Genomic DNA, 15,432 nt, shown 5'->3' on the forward strand with positions numbered 1-15,432 from the left:
CGCGCGGCGAAGCCAGTCGTCGCGCGCGCCAGCCCCTTCCTTCCCCGAACCCGGATGCGTCCGGTCGGATCGATCAATCGGTCTGGAGCGCGAGTTCGGTGCCCGCGATCGCCTCGATCACCCGGCATTCGGCGGCCCGGCCGCCCTCGCAGGAGGTCGCGACCTCGGTCAGCGCCGAGCGCAAGGTTTCGAGCCGCGCGATGCGGATGCCGATATCGGCAAGATGCGCGCGCGCGATCGCCGCAGCCTCGCCGCAATCGCGGTCGGGCTGATCCGAAAGCGCCAGCAGCGAGCGGATTTCGGGGATCGAAAAACCGAGCTGCCGGCCGTGGCGGACGAAGGCGAGCCGCCGAAGGTCGGCCGCATCATAGCTTCGCCGTCCCGAAGCGGTGCGCAGGGCTTCGGGCAGCAGCCCGATCTCTTCATAGAAGCGGATGGTGTTGACCTTGGTCCCGGTCTCCCGGGCAAGGTCGCCGATCGCGAGCCGCTTGGTCATATTATGCTTGATCCTCCAGTGACTGGAGGATGTATAGGCGGTCCTCGTCCGAAGTTGAAGGCGGCAAAGCGAAGAGCGCGCCACCACCATGGAGTGAAGACGCGATGGCGGAGGGATCCGAGAACGGCGACGGCTGCGGCTGCACGGGAGACCCGGTGCGCGCGGAAAAGGACCCGGCCTATCGCCGTGCTCTTTGGATCGTGGTTATCCTAAATCTCGGCTTCGGCGCTATCGAGATCGTCGGCGGATTCATCGCCAACAGCCAGGCGCTGAAGGCCGACTCGCTCGACTTCATCGGCGACGGCACCATCACGCTGGCCGGCCTCGTCGCGATCGGCTGGACGGCGCTCGCCCGCACCCGCATCGCTCTTGCCCAAGGCCTGTTCCTGCTGACGCTCGGGCTCGGCGTCATCGGCGTCGCGCTGTGGCGCGCCCTGACAGCGGTTCCGCCCGAAGCCGAGCTCATGGGCGGCATCGGCTTCGTTGCACTGCTCGTCAATCTCACCTCGGCGGCGGTCCTCTCGCGGTTTCGCGAAGGCGACGCCAATGTCCGCGCTGTTTGGCTGTTCAGCCGCAATGACGCGGTCGCCAATGTCGCGGTAATCATCGCTGCGGGTCTCGTCGCATGGACCGGCCAGGCCTGGCCCGACCTTGCAGTGGCCGCCATCATTGCAGCGCTCTTCCTGCATTCGGCCTATGAAATTCTTCGCAGCGCGCGGACCGAGCTGCGCCAACTGTCGGAACAAGGGATTCGTGGTCAGGCTTGACCCTGTAGTTGCTACAGGGTGCATAAGGCCGGCGAATCGACGCAAAGGGAAATGTCGCGAGCATGCTGGATCGACGTCAAGCTGCCGGCCTGATCGCCGCCGAGATGACGCATTACCGGGCCGCGCGGCGGGCCGGCGATTATCCCGCGGCCTGGCGCGCGCTCGAGCGCGCGCACATCGTTGCGCAGCCCTTCTTCGGCATTCACCTGTCGTCGCATGGCCACATGCTCGGTTTCGCGATGGCGCTCGGCGACTGGCGCGAAGCGGCGGGGCAGATTTTCCGGCTGGCCCTCGTCCCTCTGGGATCGCTGACGGGCCGGATCCCGGCAGGCAATAGTGGGCGGGCGCGGGTCAGCGCGTTCCAACCCATGGCGATTCCATCCGATCTGGCCGCCGCGATGTCACGCCGCGACAAACAGATGACGGGTCGATAGGGGGCTTTATGGCTGGTGCGATGATGCGACTGCTGGTGATTGTGGGCGTGCTGCTTTGCACCCTGCAATTCTGTGAGCCCGCGTCCGCGCATATTGCCGATCAAGGCACCGCCTATTCGCTGGACAGGGACGGCGGCAAGCAAGTGCCGGGCGAACCGGCAAAGAAATTCGCCCATAGCGGCCATCATCATTGCCCCATGGCGCCGGACCAGCATCAGACGGTCAGCGAAGCCCCGCTGGCCCCGGCGCGTGGGCCACTATTTGCCGCGCCGGTCGTGCAGCGACCATCGCGCGTCCTGCCGCCCCTTCTCGACCCGCCCCTCGCCTGACGTCTTGACGCGCTCGCGCATTCGCGCGGCGATCTATCGGCTCAATCGAGGATGGAATTATGTACAGGATCGTTGTTGCCCTCGTGGCAGCCACATCGTGCGTTGCGATAGCGCAGGCACAGGAGGTCGGCACCGAAAGCCGGCAGATATCAGGACCGCTCCTGACGCTCGACGAGGCGGTTGCGCTCGCGGGCGGCAGCGCGCCCGCGGCGGAAGCCGCAGCGGCGGACGTTGATGCCGCAAGCGCAGCCCGCCGAGTCGCGGGGCTGCGCCCCAACCCAGCGCTTTCGGTCGAAGTCGAGAATTTCGTCGGCACCGGGCCCTATAATGGCGTCAATGGCGCCGATATCACGGCAAGCGTCGCGATCCCGCTCGAACTCGGCGGCAAGCGGCAGGCCCGGATCGCGGTTGCCGATGCGGCGGCGCACCGCGCGCAAATCGCGCAGGCGATTGCGCAGGCCGATATCCGGTTCCAGGTCACCGAACTCTATATCCAGGCCTCGGCCGCCGAAGTGCGTGTCGCGATTGCCGAGGACCAATATCGTATCGCCGGCGACACGGCGCGCGCCGCGACCATAAGAGTGCAAGCGGGGCGCGCCTCGCCGCTCGAACAAGAACGCGCCGAAGTCGCGCGCCTGACCGCCGAAACCGAGGCCGAGAAAGCGCGCCGCTTCGCCGATGCCGCGCGCGCCAGTCTCGCGCGCCGCATTGGCCGCCCGGTCACCGGCCCGCTCGATGTCGCGGTACTCGGCGGCCCCGGAAGCGGCACCATGGGTCCGCCCCGCCCTGTATCGGCGGCTGGCACGCTCGCGCTGGCGGCGGCCGATGCCGACCTCGCCACCGCGGATGCCGGCGTCGAACTGGCGCGTTCGCAGCGCGTGCCCGATCTTACCGTCGGGCCGGGCGTTCGCCGGCTCGAAGCCACCAACGATGTCGCTGCGGTGTTCAGCGTCTCGGTGCCGCTGCCGCTGTTCAACAACGGACGCGCCGCGGTCGACCAGGCGAATGCCGAACGGCGGCGTGCCGACGCGCAGCGCCGCGTCACCGCGCTCGATATCGAGCAGAAGATCAGCGACGCCGAAGTCGAGGCTGCCAATGCGGCCGCGGCGGCGCGCGTCGCGAGCGGCCCCGCTCTGTCCTCGGCCATGGAAGCCGCGCGCATTGCGCGCATCGGCTACCGCGAGGGCAAGTTCGGACAGCTCGAACTGCTCGATGCCGAACGGACGCTGACCGAGATGCGCTCCGCGTCGATCGAAGCCCTCGCCTCCTATCAACTCGCCAAGGCCCGGTTGGAACGCCTGACGGCTCCCGCGCCGCTCGAAGGAAATTGACCCGATGACTATCACTATCAACCGAAAGCTGCTGCTCGCCGCGACGCTGCCGCTGTTCCTCGCCGCCTGCGGTGGCGGCGAGACCGCCAAACCCGCCGACGAGCATGGCGAGGAAGAGGCCGGCCATGCCGACGAGGGCAAGATCACCCTCACCAACGAGCAGATCAAGATCGCGGGGATCGCGCTCGGCAGCCCGACCATCGGCAGCGCCGGCGCGCTGCAATTGCCCGCAACGATCGAAGGCGATCCGCAAGGAACGCAGGCCGTGTCGGCCGCGATCGGCGGGCGGATCGTCGCGCTCAACCGCAATCTCGGACAGAGCGTCGGCCGTGGGCAGACGCTTGCGATTGTCGAGAGCCGCGAGGCCGCGCAGCTCCAGGGCGAGGTGCAGGCCACGCGTGCCCGATTAGCGCTTGCCAACTCCAATCTCGCACGCGAGGAGCGGCTGTTCGCACAGCGCGTGTCGCCCGAGCAGGATGTGATTGCGGCACGCACGGCCGCGACCGAAGCCAGGATCGCCTATCAACTCGCGCAGCAGCAGGTATCCGCCGCAGGGGGCGGCGGCGGCCAGCTCAACCGGATTGCCATTACCGCGCCGATTTCGGGCCAGGTAATCGCGCGCAGCGTGGTGCTCGGTCAGACGGTTCCCGCCGATGCAGAACTCTATCGCATCGCCAACCTCTCGAGCGTTTCGCTCTCGCTGAACCTCCAGCCCGCCGACGCCGGTCGTATCCGGCCCGGCGCCGTCGTCTCGGTGAGCGCGCCTGGACGCCAGGCGACCGGCAAGATCAGCTTCGTCTCGCCCGCGCTCGATCCGGCCACGAAGCTCGTGCCCGCAATCGCGATCCTCGACAATCGCGCCGGCCAATGGCGCGTCGGCGAAGCCGTGACCGCCTCGGTCGCGCTGGCTGCGAGCGGCGGCGTCGGCTCGATCAGCGTTCCCGCGACCGCGATCCAGACCGTCGAGGGCAAGAGCGTCGTGTTCGTGCGTACCAAGGACGGGTTCGAGGCTGTCCCCGTGGTGCTCGGCGACCGCGCGGGAGCCAATGTCATCGTCCGCTCCGGGCTCAAGGGCACCGAGCAGATCGCCATCACCAACAGCTTTTCGCTCAAGGCCGAGATCGGCAAGGGCGAAGCAGGCGATGAGGACTAAGCCATGATCGCTCGTATCGTTACCTGGGCGGTCGAAAAGCGCTGGCTTGTCGTCCTGCTCACCGCCATCGCCGCCATAATCGGGGCGACAGCATTGTCGCGCCTGCCGATCGACGCGGTTCCCGACATCACCAACAACCAGATCCAGATCAACGTCCGCGCCCCCGCGCTCTCGCCCGAACTCGTCGAGAAGCAGGTCGCCTTCCCGATCGAGACCGCGCTCGCGGGGATCCCCGGCCTCGATCACACAAGGTCGCTGAGCCGCAACGGCTTCGCGCAGGTCACCGCGGTCTTCGACGATTCGACCGACATTTATTTCGCGCGCCAGCAGGTCGGCGAACGCCTCAACGAGGCAACCGAGAATATACCCGACGGGGTTCGCCCGGAGATGGGGCCGATCGCGACGGGTCTCGGCGACGTCTATATGTGGACGGTCCGCCTCGCGCACCGCAAAGACGATGCGCACAAGGCCGGCGAGCCCGGCCTCCAGCCTGACGGCAGCTATGTGACCCCCGAAGGCGAACGGCTCGTCACCGAGGCCGACAAGTCGACCTATCTTCGCACGACGCAGGACTGGATCGTCACGCCGCTCGTCCGGACGGTTCCCGGCGTCGCGGGCGTCGATGCGATCGGCGGCTATTCGAAGCAGTATCTGGTCGTTCCCGACGTGCAGCGCCTCGCCGCGCTCGACCTCAGCCTCACCGAGCTCGCCGAAGCCCTCGAACGCAACAATAGTGCGGTCGGCGGCGGCGTCGTCGAGCGCAATGGCGAAGGGCTCGCCGTTCGTTCGGACGCGTTGGTCCGCGACACCGCCGAGCTGGCACGCACCGTCGTCGCAACGCGCGCGGGCGTTCCGATCACGCTCGACCAGGTGGCGACGGTCCGCACCGGACAGGCGGTTCGCATGGGTTCAGCCTCTGAAAATGGCACCGAAGTCGTCGTCGGCACCGCGGTCATGCGCATCGGCGAGAACAGCCGGACGGTCGCGACCGCGGTCGCAGACCGGCTGAAGGAGGTAAACGCCTCGCTGCCGCCCGATGTCGTTATCGAGCCGGCGCTCGATCGTACCAAGCTCGTCAATTCGACGATCTGGACGGTCGGCAAGAACCTGACCGAGGGTGCGCTGCTCGTCATTGTCGTGCTTTTCCTGCTGCTCGGCAATTTCCGCGCAGCGCTGATCGCGGCGCTCGTCATCCCGATCACGATGCTGCTCACCAGCTTCGGCATGCTGCGCGCCGGCGTCTCGGCGAACCTGATGAGCCTCGGCGCACTCGACTTCGGCCTCATCGTCGATGGCGCCGTCATCATCGTCGAGAATGCGCTGCGGCGCATGGCCGACCTCCAGCATCGCCACGGCCGCATCCTGACCGTCCAGGAACGTCTCGCGACCGTTGCATCGGCCGCGCGCGAGATGGTGCGACCGTCTGTCTACGGGCAGGCGATCATCATCCTCGTCTATGTGCCCTTGCTCACCTTGAGCGGGGTCGAGGGCAAGACCTTCATCCCGATGGCGCTGACCGTGATCATCGCGCTCGCTTTCGCCTTCATCCTCTCGCTCACATTCGTCCCCGCCGCGATCGCGATCTGGCTTTCGAAGCGGGTCGAAGAAAAAGAGGGCCGCATCATGGCGTGGCTGAAGCAACGCTACGAGCCGGGTCTCGACCGCGCGATTAGCAAGCCCAAGATCACCCTCGGCGCGGGCATCGGGGGGTTCGTCATCGCGATCCTCGCCTTCTTCTCACTCGGCCAGGTCTTCCTGCCGCAGCTCGACGAGGGAGATCTCCTGATCCAGGCGTTTCGCGTGCCCTCGACGTCCGTCGAACAGAGCCAGGCCATGCAAGTGCCGATCGAGCGGATGCTCGCAAGGCAGCCCGAGGTCGCGATCGTCTTCTCGAAGACCGGCACGGCGGACCTCGCGTCCGATCCGATGCCGCCCAACGCGACCGACAATTTCGTGATCCTCAAGCCTCGCAAAGAATGGCCCGACCCAAGCCTCCCCAAGGCCGAACTCGTCGAGCGGCTGGAGAAGGAACTGAACAAGATCCCGGGCAATGCCTATGAGATCACTCAGCCGATCCAGATGCGCTTCAACGAGCTGATTGCGGGCGTGCGCGGTGACATTGCGATCAAGGTCTATGGCGACGACTTCGACGCGATGAACGCGACCGCGCAGCAAGTCGCCGCAATCTTGCGGAAGACCGAAGGCGCGAGCGACGTGCGCGTCGAAGAAACCGAAGGTCTCTCGATGCTCGACATTCGGGCGAACCGCGACGCGATGGCGCGGCTCGGCGTCAGCGCGCGTGACGTGCAGGATGTCGTCACCGCAACGATCGGCGGCCGCGAGGCCGGCACGATCTTCGAAGGCGACCGGCGCTTCCCGATCGTCATCCGGCTGTCCGACGCGCAGCGCGCTGACCTGTCGGTGCTCGAACAGGTACAGGTCCCGGTGGCGGGCGGCGCCTTCGTGCCGCTTGCGAGCGTCGCCGATATCCGTATCGTCGAGGGACCGAACCAGATCAGCCGCGAAAACGGGAAGAGGCGCGTCGTCGTCCAGGCCAACGTCCGCGGCCGCGCGATCTCCGACGTCGTGGCCGACGCCAAGGCCGGCATCGCTAAGGATGTTCGCCTCCCCGCCGGCAGCTACCTTGAATGGGGCGGCCAGTTCGAGAATCTCGCCTCCGCACGCGACCGGCTTCAGCTCGTCGTCCCGGCCTGCTTCATCCTGATCCTGCTGCTGCTCTATGGCGCGCTTCGATCGTCGCGCGATGCGGCGATCGTGTTCACCGGGGTTCCGCTGGCACTGATCGGCGGCGTGCTAGCACTGTTCCTGCGCGGGATGGACTTCTCCATCTCGGCAGCAGTCGGGTTCATCGCGCTCTCGGGTATCGCGGTGCTCAACGGCCTCGTGATGGTGTCGTCGATCCAGGAACTGATGCGCTCGGGCATGGCGCGGGCCGAAGCCGCAAGGCAAGGCGCGCTCATGCGCCTTCGCCCCGTCGTGATGACCGCGCTCGTCGCCAGCCTCGGGTTCGTGCCGATGGCGCTCGCGACCGGCGCGGGCGCCGAAGTGCAGAAGCCGCTCGCGACGGTGGTGATTGGGGGACTGATCTCGGCGACCCTGCTCACGCTCTTCGTACTTCCGACCCTCTATGCCCGCTATGGCAGCCGGGAAGCCGACCTGCGGGAAGATCATTTGCAGTACGACGACAGCCTATCTGCGAGCACCCCCTAATGATCAGCACGACAAGACGCGCGGCACGCAAGGCTGCGGTTCTGTTGAACCGGCGGGCGACCATGCTGCTCGCTGGCGCCCGGGCGCCGATTCTCGACGACTTCGTGAACAGGTTGCCACATTGCCCGGCGATTCACATCGTAAGGGATCAGAATTCTAAAAATCTGGATCCAGGTCCAGCCCGGAACGGATGAGGTGCTCGTCACCGGAAGCGCCCAACGAGCCGGGACGAGCAGAGTCGTAAACCGCGGGCATCTTCACGCTTCCGCCGACATCGTCGGTGGAAGCGAGTCGATCATCGCAGACGCGCGCTAGACCTGTCCGATTTCCCCGTGCGTTAGATATTCCGCCCGGTTCGGCGTATCTATACCGATTTGAACATCTATCTGCTCCGCAACCGCTTGGCTGGAGTGGGTGGAAATCGCTGCCGGAGAACATGACAACGTCCTCTTCCGCCTCGGCCGGGCAGCCGTTTCCGAAGGGGTCACGCCGTTGGCGTTCCACTCCAGCAATTTTGACGCAACCCAGCCGATCGGAGGGACCGACTCATTCTACTGCGCGCTTGGGCCCCGATCCGGTAGTTGCAGCACGCTAAGCGCCAATCCTTTCCTAGACACACCCGTCGGCTCGCCGTCATCATATTACGTCCTTATTACGCGAGACGAAATGCGGCTCGACGTAACGCGGCATATTACGCCGCCTTTTGGCGTAAGTGACTGGAATTACTAGGAAAACTGGAGCGGGCGAAGGGATTCGAACCCTCGATCGCCGAGCTATGCCGCAAGGAAGGCATTGCCCAGAGCCTGTATTACACCTGGTCGAAGGAGTTCATGGAAGCTGGCAAGCGCCGCCTGGCCGGCGACACCGCCCGTGCCGCGACCACCGGAGAGGTCCAGGACCTGCGCCGCGAAGCCCGGGCCCTGAAGGAATGCGTGGCCGATCTGACACTGGAAAACCGTCTGCTCAAAAAAAGCATGGTCGCGGATGGGGGCAACGACGAATGAGATATCCCGCATCCGAGAAGCTCGAGATCATCAGAACCGTCGAGCAGTCGCACCTGTCGGCCAAGCGCACGCTGGACCAACTCGGCATCCCTCGTCGGACATTCTACCGCTGGTATGATCGCTACCTCGAAGGCGGGCCGGAGGCGTTGGAAGATCGGCCATCGGCGCCGAGCCGGGTGTGGAACCGCATCCCGGCGGGCATCCACGACCAGATCATCGAGCTGGCGCTGGAACAGTCTGAGCTGAGCCCCCGGGAACTGGCCGTGCGCTTCACCGAAGGGCAGCGCTACTTCGTGTCGGAATCCACGGTTTACCGCCTGTTGAAGGCCCACGACCTGATCACCAGCCCGGCCTATGTCGTGATCAAGGCTGCCGATCAGTTCCACACGAAAACCACGCGGCCGAACGAGATGTGGCAGACCGACTTCACCTACTTCAAGATCATCGGGTGGGGCTGGATGTATCTGTCGACCGTGCTCGACGACTTCTCACGCTACATCATCGCCTGGAAGCTGTGCACCAACATGCGAGCCGAGGACGTCACCGACACGCTGGACCTCGCCCTGGCGGCTTCTGGTTGCGACAGCGCCACGGTGCTGCACAAACCCCGGATACTCAGCGATAATGGCCCCAGCTACATCGCGGGTGAGCTGGCGGAATACATCGAGGCCCGGAAGATGAGCCATGTCCGCGGCGCCCCGTGTCATCCCCAAACCCAGGGCAAGATCGAGCGCTGGCACCAGACCCTGAAAAACCGCATCTTGCTGGAAAACTACTTCCTGCCCGGCGACCTCGAAGCCCACATCGAGACCTTCGTCGAGCACTACAATCACCAGCGATACCACGAGAGCCTGGCCAACGTGACGCCTGCCGACGCCTACTTCGGCAGGGCTCCGGCAATCATCAAACTGCGCGAAAGGATCAAGCGACAGACCATCGAACATCGGCGCTTGCAGCACCGCAAGTTCGCCGCCTAACATCAACCCCCTGACGAGGTCCGCACTCCGCTAATCTACGCCGCGAGTTGTGCCGAATGTTCTGACGACGGACACCTATTTAACCGACGGCCTTCCCTGAGTGGAGCGAGAGCCACATAGACCGTCGCGATCATTTGGCACGGAGCGCCGCCGCGATCGATGCGCGAACAGAAGGAAGCCGCGCCCACGGTAAGCCGGTGACGGTTAAGGTGGCGCAACACAAGAGGAGTGAGTCCGACAAGGCTGAGGGGAATGTGATTTTTGCGTATATCAGAGAATGACGATCCGAATGAAGGCGAGTTGCAATCATGCCGCCTGGTGAAAGGCGGTTGAGCTGGAAATCTGACAGGAGCTTCTGACAATGGATCATCAGCATCATGGCCATTTGGCGGAAGGCGCGGTTACCGATCCCGTCTGCGGGATGGCAGTCGATCCGGAGACGAGTATTCACCAGCTCACGCATGCCGGCGTCCATCATTATTTCTGCAGTGCGGGATGTCTGGGCAAGTTCAGAGCGGACCCGGCTCGCTATCACGGCGGCGCGGAGAACTCGGCACCGCCCCCTCCGAAGGGCGCGATCTGGACGTGTCCGATGCATCCCGAGATCCAGCGGCCGGGACCAGGAGCTTGCCCGATCTGCGGAATGGCATTGGAGCCTATCGTTCCCGAAGCCACCGACGGCCCGAGCGAAGAATATCGGGACATGCGCCGACGCTTCTGGATCGGCCTGGTGCTTGCGCTTCCGGTCCTTGCCCTCGAGATGGGCGGGCACATGACCGGACTTCATATGCTGATCTCCCGCCAGGCTAGTAATTGGGTCCAGATGCTGCTTGCGACGCCCGTCGTCCTCTGGGCGGGCTGGCCGTTCTTCGAGCGCGGCTGGCAGTCGCTGCGTACGCGTAACCTCAACATGTTCACGCTGATCGCAATGGGGACAGGCGTTGCCTGGCTTTACAGCATGGTCGCAGCACTCTTGCCCGATATCTTTCCAGATGCTTTCCGCGCCGCGGACGGTTCGGTGGCGGTCTATTTCGAGGCAGCCGCCGTAATCACGGTGTTGGTGCTGCTCGGCCAGCTACTCGAACTGCGCGCCCGCGAGACAACCAGTGGCGCGATCCGGGCGCTTCTCGATCTTTCACCGAAGCTCGCCCGCCGCGTCGCCGCGGACGGCAGCGACGAGGAAATAGACCTTTCCGAGGTTGTGGTAGGCGACGTCCTGCGAGTCCGCCCTGGCGAGAAGGTCCCGGTAGACGGTATCGTCATGGAAGGGCGGAGCACGGTCGATGAATCCATGGTTACCGGGGAATCCATGCCCATCACGAAGGACATCGGGGCCGCGCTGATCGGTGGAACGATCAATCAGACCGGCGGACTTGTGATGCGAAGCGAGAAGGTCGGCCGCGATACGATGCTTGCGCGTATTGTGCAGATGGTGGCCGACGCCCAGCGCAGCCGTGCCCCAATTCAGCGGCTCGCCGATGCGGTATCGGCCTGGTTCGTGCCGACTGTCATTCTGGTCGCACTGGTTGCCTTCGTCGCCTGGTCGCTATTCGGCCCGGCGCCATCGATGGGATATGGACTTGTGGCCGCTGTCGCGGTCCTCATTATCGCCTGCCCCTGCGCGCTCGGTCTCGCGACGCCGATGTCGATCATGGTCGGCGTTGGCCGCGGTGCCGAGGCTGGAGTGCTGATCAAGAACGCCGAGGCCCTGGAGCGCATGGAGAAGGTCGACACTCTGGTCGTCGACAAGACCGGAACGCTGACGGCCGGAAAGCCTTCGGTCGTCGCCATCGAAGTTGCGGAGGGTTTTGCCGAGGAAGAGATTCTGCGCATTGCGGCAAGCCTTGAACGTACAAGCGAACACCCGCTGGCACAGGCGATCGTCCAGGCCGCCGAGCAGCGCGGGATCAAGCTCCTCGAACCGACCGCAGTCGACCAGCCGGTTGGCAAGGGCATAGTCGGCATGGTCGACGGGCAAACCGTGCAGGCGGGCAACGCGAGTTTCCTGGCCGAATATGATATCGGCCCCGGCGACCTCGCGGGTCCGGCCGACCGGCTGCGCGGGGACGGGGCTACCGCCATTTTCCTGGCAATCGGCGGGCGCGCAGCGGGCGTCATCGCCATCGCCGATCCGGTAAAGGAGACAACTCCGGCAGCGCTCAGGGCGCTCAGGGAGGCCGGCATCAAGGTAATCATGCTGACGGGCGACAACCGCACGACCGCGCAGGCGATAGCGCGGCGCCTCGATATTGCCGATGTCGAGGCCGACGTCCTGCCGGACCAGAAGAGTGCCGTGGTAACGCGCCTTCGCGAGGAAGGGAGAATTGTCGCAATGGCCGGCGACGGCGTCAACGACGCGCCCGCGCTCGCTGCTGCCGATGTCGGGATCGCGATGGGATCGGGCACCGATGTCGCGATCGAGAGCGCCGGAGTGACGCTGCTCCATGGCGACCTGATGGGTATCGTCCGGGCGCGGCATCTCAGCCATGCCACGATGCGGAATATTCGCCAGAATCTCTTCTTCGCCTTCGCATATAATGTCGCCGGGATTCCGATCGCGGCTGGCGCGCTCTATCCGGTTTTCGGCTTGCTGCTGTCGCCGATTATCGCCGCCACCGCGATGGCGCTCTCTTCGGTCAGCGTGATCGGCAATTCGTTGCGACTGCGCCTGGTGAAAATCTGATCCGTGCGGCGCTTCGCACATTGCGTATACGGGCGAGGAACAGCGAACAGCCTCTCTCGGGCAAGCTCGGTTTGATGAGCGAAACCAAAGTCCCTCTCGGGAATATGCGCGAGGCTCACGAACGCGGGGCGGATCTTCGGGTGTGTCGAGGGGCGGTTGCTGAGAGGGAAACAAGCGAGCCCAACGACAACTTATGACCCGCTTCGCACCCTCGGCGGGCCATTCCCCAACCGGCTGCCTCGGTCGCGACCCGCCGGAGAATCTCGGGCATCCGGACCCGGACTGGTCGGTCAGGATCATGAAACGGCCTGACCTCGGACGAGGATCCAGTCGCATGATCCGTGCGAATACCGGGCCGCTCCAGAGTGGATTCGTAACTTACGTATATTGAAGGGACGGTCGGGACGGCATTGAGGCGATCTAGCTCAAGACAGCTAATGGAGCGCGATCATGTTCGAACAGGCCTTCAGCACCATCAATGCCGCGCCGTCCTTCCGGCATCGCTATGACAATTTCATCGGTGGTCGTTGGAGTGCCCCCGCCACGGGAGAATATTTCGCCGATACGAGCCCGATCAACGGCGCCCTGATCGCCGAGTTCGCACTATCAACTCCGGAAGATGTCGAGCGCGCTCTCGATGCGGCGCACGCGGCCAAGGATCAGTGGGCCAAGATATCGCCAGCCGAGCGTGCCCGGTTGCTCAACCGGATCGCCGACCGGCTGGAAGACAATCTGGAGCTGCTGGCCTTCGCCGAGACGATCGACAACGGCAAGCCGATCCGCGAGACGCGCGCCGCCGACGTGCCCCTGGCGATCGACCACTTCCGCTACTTCGCCGGCTGCATCCGGGCGGAAGAGGGCGCGATCTCGACGATCGATGCCGACACGATCGCCTATCATTTCCGCGAGCCGCTTGGCGTCGTCGGGCAGATCATCCCGTGGAACTTCCCGCTGCTCATGGCAGCCTGGAAAATCGCCCCGGCACTTGCCGCGGGCAATTGCACGGTGATCAAACCTGCGTCCCAGACGCCTTTGACATTGCTGATGTTCGCAGAGCTCACCGCCGATATTCTGCCGCCTGGCGTGTTCAACGTCGTGACGGGACCTGGACGGACCGTTGGCCAGGCGATCGCCGCCAATCCACGGATCGCCAAGGTCTCCTTTACGGGCGAGACGGTCACCGGCAAGCAGATCATGCATGCGGCCGCCGACCATCTCATCCCCCAGACGATGGAACTTGGCGGCAAGTCGCCCAACATCTTCATGGCCGACGTGCTCGACGAGGAGGACGCCTTCTTCGACAAGGCGCTGGAGGGCTTCACGCTCTTCGCGTTCAACAAAGGCGAGGTCTGCACCTGTCCCTCGCGCGCGTTGATCCACGAATCGATCTTCGACCGTTTCATCGAGCGCGCCGTGGCGCGTGTCACAGCGATCCGCCAAGGCGACCCGCTCGACCCTTCGGTCCAGATCGGCGCCCAGGCGTCCGAAGATCAGCTCCACAAGATCCTCGGCTATATCGACATCGGAAAAGCCGAGGGTGCGCAATGCCTGACCGGCGGCGCGCGGGCGCTCCCCGGCGGCGAACTCGATCGGGGCTATTTCGTGCAGCCCACCGTGTTCCTCGGCGAAAATCGGATGCGCATCTTCCAGGAAGAGATCTTCGGGCCGGTGCTGTCGGTGACCACATTCAAGACAGTCGACGAGGCGATCGCGATCGCCAACGATACCGCCTACGGCCTCGGCGCGGGCGTCTGGACCCGCAACGGCAACACGGCCTACCGGCTCGGCCGCGCGATCGAGGCCGGGCGGGTCTGGACCAACTGCTACCATCACTATCCCGCACATGCCGCTTTCGGCGGATATAAGGCGTCGGGTTTCGGACGCGAAAATCACAAGATGATGCTCGACCATTATCAGCAGACCAAGAACCTGCTCGTCTCCTATGACGAGCATGCGCTCGGCCTGTTCTGATCCCTCCCGGAAGGAGAAGCAGACATGGCGAAAACCATGAAGGCGGCGGTCGTCCGCGAATTCGGTAAGCCGCTGGTCATCGAAGAAGCGCCGATCCCGACGGTCGGACCCGGCCAGATCCTGGTAAAGGTCGCGGCGGCCGGCGTATGCCACACCGACCTGCATGCGGCCGAGGGCGACTGGCCGGTCAAGCCCAACCCGCCCTTCATTCCCGGGCATGAAGGCGTCGGACATGTCGCCGCCGTCGGATCGGGCGTCACTCTCATAAAAGAGGGCGACCGGGTCGGCGTCCCCTGGCTCTACTCCGCCTGCGGGCATTGCGTGCATTGCCTGGGCGGCTGGGAGACGTTGTGCGAGAGCCAGCAGAATACCGGCTATTCGGTGAATGGCAGCTTCGCGGAATATGTCCTCGCCGATCCAAATTATGTCGGGCATCTTCCCGACAATGTCGACTTCCTCGACATCGCGCCGATCCTCTGCGCCGGCGTCACCGTCTATAAAGGGCTGAAGGCCACCGAGGCGAAGCCCGGAGAGTGGGTGGTCGTCTCCGGGATCGGCGGGCTCGGCCACATGGCGGTGCAATATGCCCGCGCGATGGGTCTCAATGTGGCGGCGGTCGACGTCGACGACCGCAAGCTCGATCTCGCGACCCGTCTCGGCGCGGCGCTCACGGTCAACGCGCGCGAGGAGGATCCGTCAGCCGCCATCAAGCAGGCGATCGACGGTGCGCAGGGCGTCCTCGTCACCGCGGTCTCGCCCAAGGCCTTCCAGCAGGCGCTCGGCATGGTCCGGCGCGGTGGTACGGTCGCGCTCAACGGCCTTCCACCGGGCGATTTTCCGCTGTCGATCTTCGACACCGTACTCAACGGCATCACCGTTCGCGGTTCGATCGTCGGCACCCGGCTCGACCTTCTCGAAGCACTGGCCTTCGCCGGCGAAGGCAAGGTGCATGCGACGGTGCACGCCGAAAAGCTGGAGAACATCAACGACGTCTTTGCGCGCATGCGCCGCGGCGACATTGACGGGCGGATCGTTCTCGATCTGGCCTGACCATCT

Annotated in this window: 10 protein-coding genes and 1 pseudogene; 10 read left to right on the forward strand and 1 reads right to left on the reverse strand. The window is 64.9% G+C overall.

What is annotated here, in order from left to right; translation table 11 throughout:
- Positions 1 to 73: 73 nt before the first annotated feature.
- Positions 74 to 496 carry a MerR family transcriptional regulator gene (locus VGN62_RS07210; protein ID WP_011542715.1) on the reverse strand — a complete coding sequence of 141 codons (423 nt, stop codon included), beginning with the start codon at positions 494 to 496 and terminating at the stop codon, positions 74 to 76.
- A 104-nt stretch (positions 497 to 600) separates the two neighbouring features.
- Between VGN62_RS07210 and VGN62_RS07215 the strand changes: the two genes are divergently transcribed.
- From VGN62_RS07215 to adhP, 10 genes and pseudogenes are all read left to right on the forward strand, one after another.
- Positions 601 to 1,263 (forward strand): cation transporter, encoded by a 663-nt coding sequence (locus VGN62_RS07215; protein ID WP_041383325.1) that lies wholly within the window; start codon positions 601 to 603, stop codon positions 1,261 to 1,263.
- Positions 1,264 to 1,325: 62 nt separating this feature from the next.
- Entirely contained in the window at positions 1,326 to 1,697 is a 372-nt protein-coding gene (locus VGN62_RS07220) for a DUF3703 domain-containing protein (RefSeq protein WP_011542717.1), read from the forward strand.
- A 20-nt stretch (positions 1,698 to 1,717) separates the two neighbouring features.
- Entirely contained in the window at positions 1,718 to 2,026 is a 309-nt protein-coding gene (locus tag VGN62_RS07225) for a hypothetical protein (protein WP_041383326.1), read from the forward strand.
- A gap of 59 nt (positions 2,027 to 2,085) precedes the next feature.
- The gene (locus tag VGN62_RS07230) at positions 2,086 to 3,357 is read left to right on the forward strand and encodes a TolC family protein (RefSeq protein ID WP_327452252.1); all 1,272 of its coding nucleotides are present in this window, start codon (positions 2,086 to 2,088) and stop codon (positions 3,355 to 3,357) included.
- A 4-nt stretch (positions 3,358 to 3,361) separates the two neighbouring features.
- Positions 3,362 to 4,510, forward strand: coding sequence for an efflux RND transporter periplasmic adaptor subunit (locus tag VGN62_RS07235; protein WP_011542720.1), 1,149 nt, complete (start codon positions 3,362 to 3,364; stop codon positions 4,508 to 4,510).
- 3 nt (positions 4,511 to 4,513) lie between these two features.
- Positions 4,514 to 7,741, forward strand: coding sequence for an efflux RND transporter permease subunit (locus VGN62_RS07240; RefSeq protein WP_011542721.1), 3,228 nt, complete (start codon positions 4,514 to 4,516; stop codon positions 7,739 to 7,741).
- Between the two features lie 755 nt (positions 7,742 to 8,496).
- Positions 8,497 to 9,722 (forward strand): annotated as a pseudogene (locus tag VGN62_RS07245) (IS3 family transposase); the annotation flags it as partial.
- A gap of 361 nt (positions 9,723 to 10,083) precedes the next feature.
- Positions 10,084 to 12,405, forward strand: a complete 2,322-nt coding sequence (locus VGN62_RS07250) for a heavy metal translocating P-type ATPase (RefSeq protein WP_041383328.1) — start codon at positions 10,084 to 10,086, stop codon at positions 12,403 to 12,405.
- Positions 12,406 to 12,855: 450 nt separating this feature from the next.
- A complete protein-coding gene (locus VGN62_RS07255; RefSeq protein ID WP_327452258.1) occupies positions 12,856 to 14,376 on the forward strand; it encodes an aldehyde dehydrogenase family protein in 1,521 nt (506 codons plus the stop codon).
- A gap of 24 nt (positions 14,377 to 14,400) precedes the next feature.
- The gene (gene adhP, locus VGN62_RS07260) at positions 14,401 to 15,426 is read left to right on the forward strand and encodes an alcohol dehydrogenase AdhP (RefSeq protein WP_011542727.1); all 1,026 of its coding nucleotides are present in this window, start codon (positions 14,401 to 14,403) and stop codon (positions 15,424 to 15,426) included.
- Positions 15,427 to 15,432: the final 6 nt, after the last annotated feature.

The organism is Sphingopyxis sp., assembly GCF_035998905.1.
In the GTDB taxonomy this organism is placed as follows: domain Bacteria; phylum Pseudomonadota; class Alphaproteobacteria; order Sphingomonadales; family Sphingomonadaceae; genus Sphingopyxis.

What these genes read in the sequence shown, in the direction of transcription:
- VGN62_RS07230 (WP_327452252.1), top strand. Translation starts at nt 2,086, where the DNA reads ATGTACAGGATCGTTGTTGCCCTCGTGGCAGCCACATCGTGCGTTGCG.
- adhP (WP_011542727.1), top strand. Translation starts at nt 14,401, where the DNA reads ATGGCGAAAACCATGAAGGCGGCGGTCGTCCGCGAATTCGGTAAGCCG.
- VGN62_RS07255 (WP_327452258.1), top strand. Translation starts at nt 12,856, where the DNA reads ATGTTCGAACAGGCCTTCAGCACCATCAATGCCGCGCCGTCCTTCCGG.
- VGN62_RS07210 (WP_011542715.1), bottom strand. Translation starts at nt 496, where the DNA reads ATGACCAAGCGGCTCGCGATCGGCGACCTTGCCCGGGAGACCGGGACC.
- VGN62_RS07215 (WP_041383325.1), top strand. Translation starts at nt 601, where the DNA reads ATGGCGGAGGGATCCGAGAACGGCGACGGCTGCGGCTGCACGGGAGAC.
- VGN62_RS07250 (WP_041383328.1), top strand. Translation starts at nt 10,084, where the DNA reads ATGGATCATCAGCATCATGGCCATTTGGCGGAAGGCGCGGTTACCGAT.
- VGN62_RS07220 (WP_011542717.1), top strand. Translation starts at nt 1,326, where the DNA reads ATGCTGGATCGACGTCAAGCTGCCGGCCTGATCGCCGCCGAGATGACG.
- VGN62_RS07225 (WP_041383326.1), top strand. Translation starts at nt 1,718, where the DNA reads ATGATGCGACTGCTGGTGATTGTGGGCGTGCTGCTTTGCACCCTGCAA.
- VGN62_RS07240 (WP_011542721.1), top strand. Translation starts at nt 4,514, where the DNA reads ATGATCGCTCGTATCGTTACCTGGGCGGTCGAAAAGCGCTGGCTTGTC.
- VGN62_RS07235 (WP_011542720.1), top strand. Translation starts at nt 3,362, where the DNA reads ATGACTATCACTATCAACCGAAAGCTGCTGCTCGCCGCGACGCTGCCG.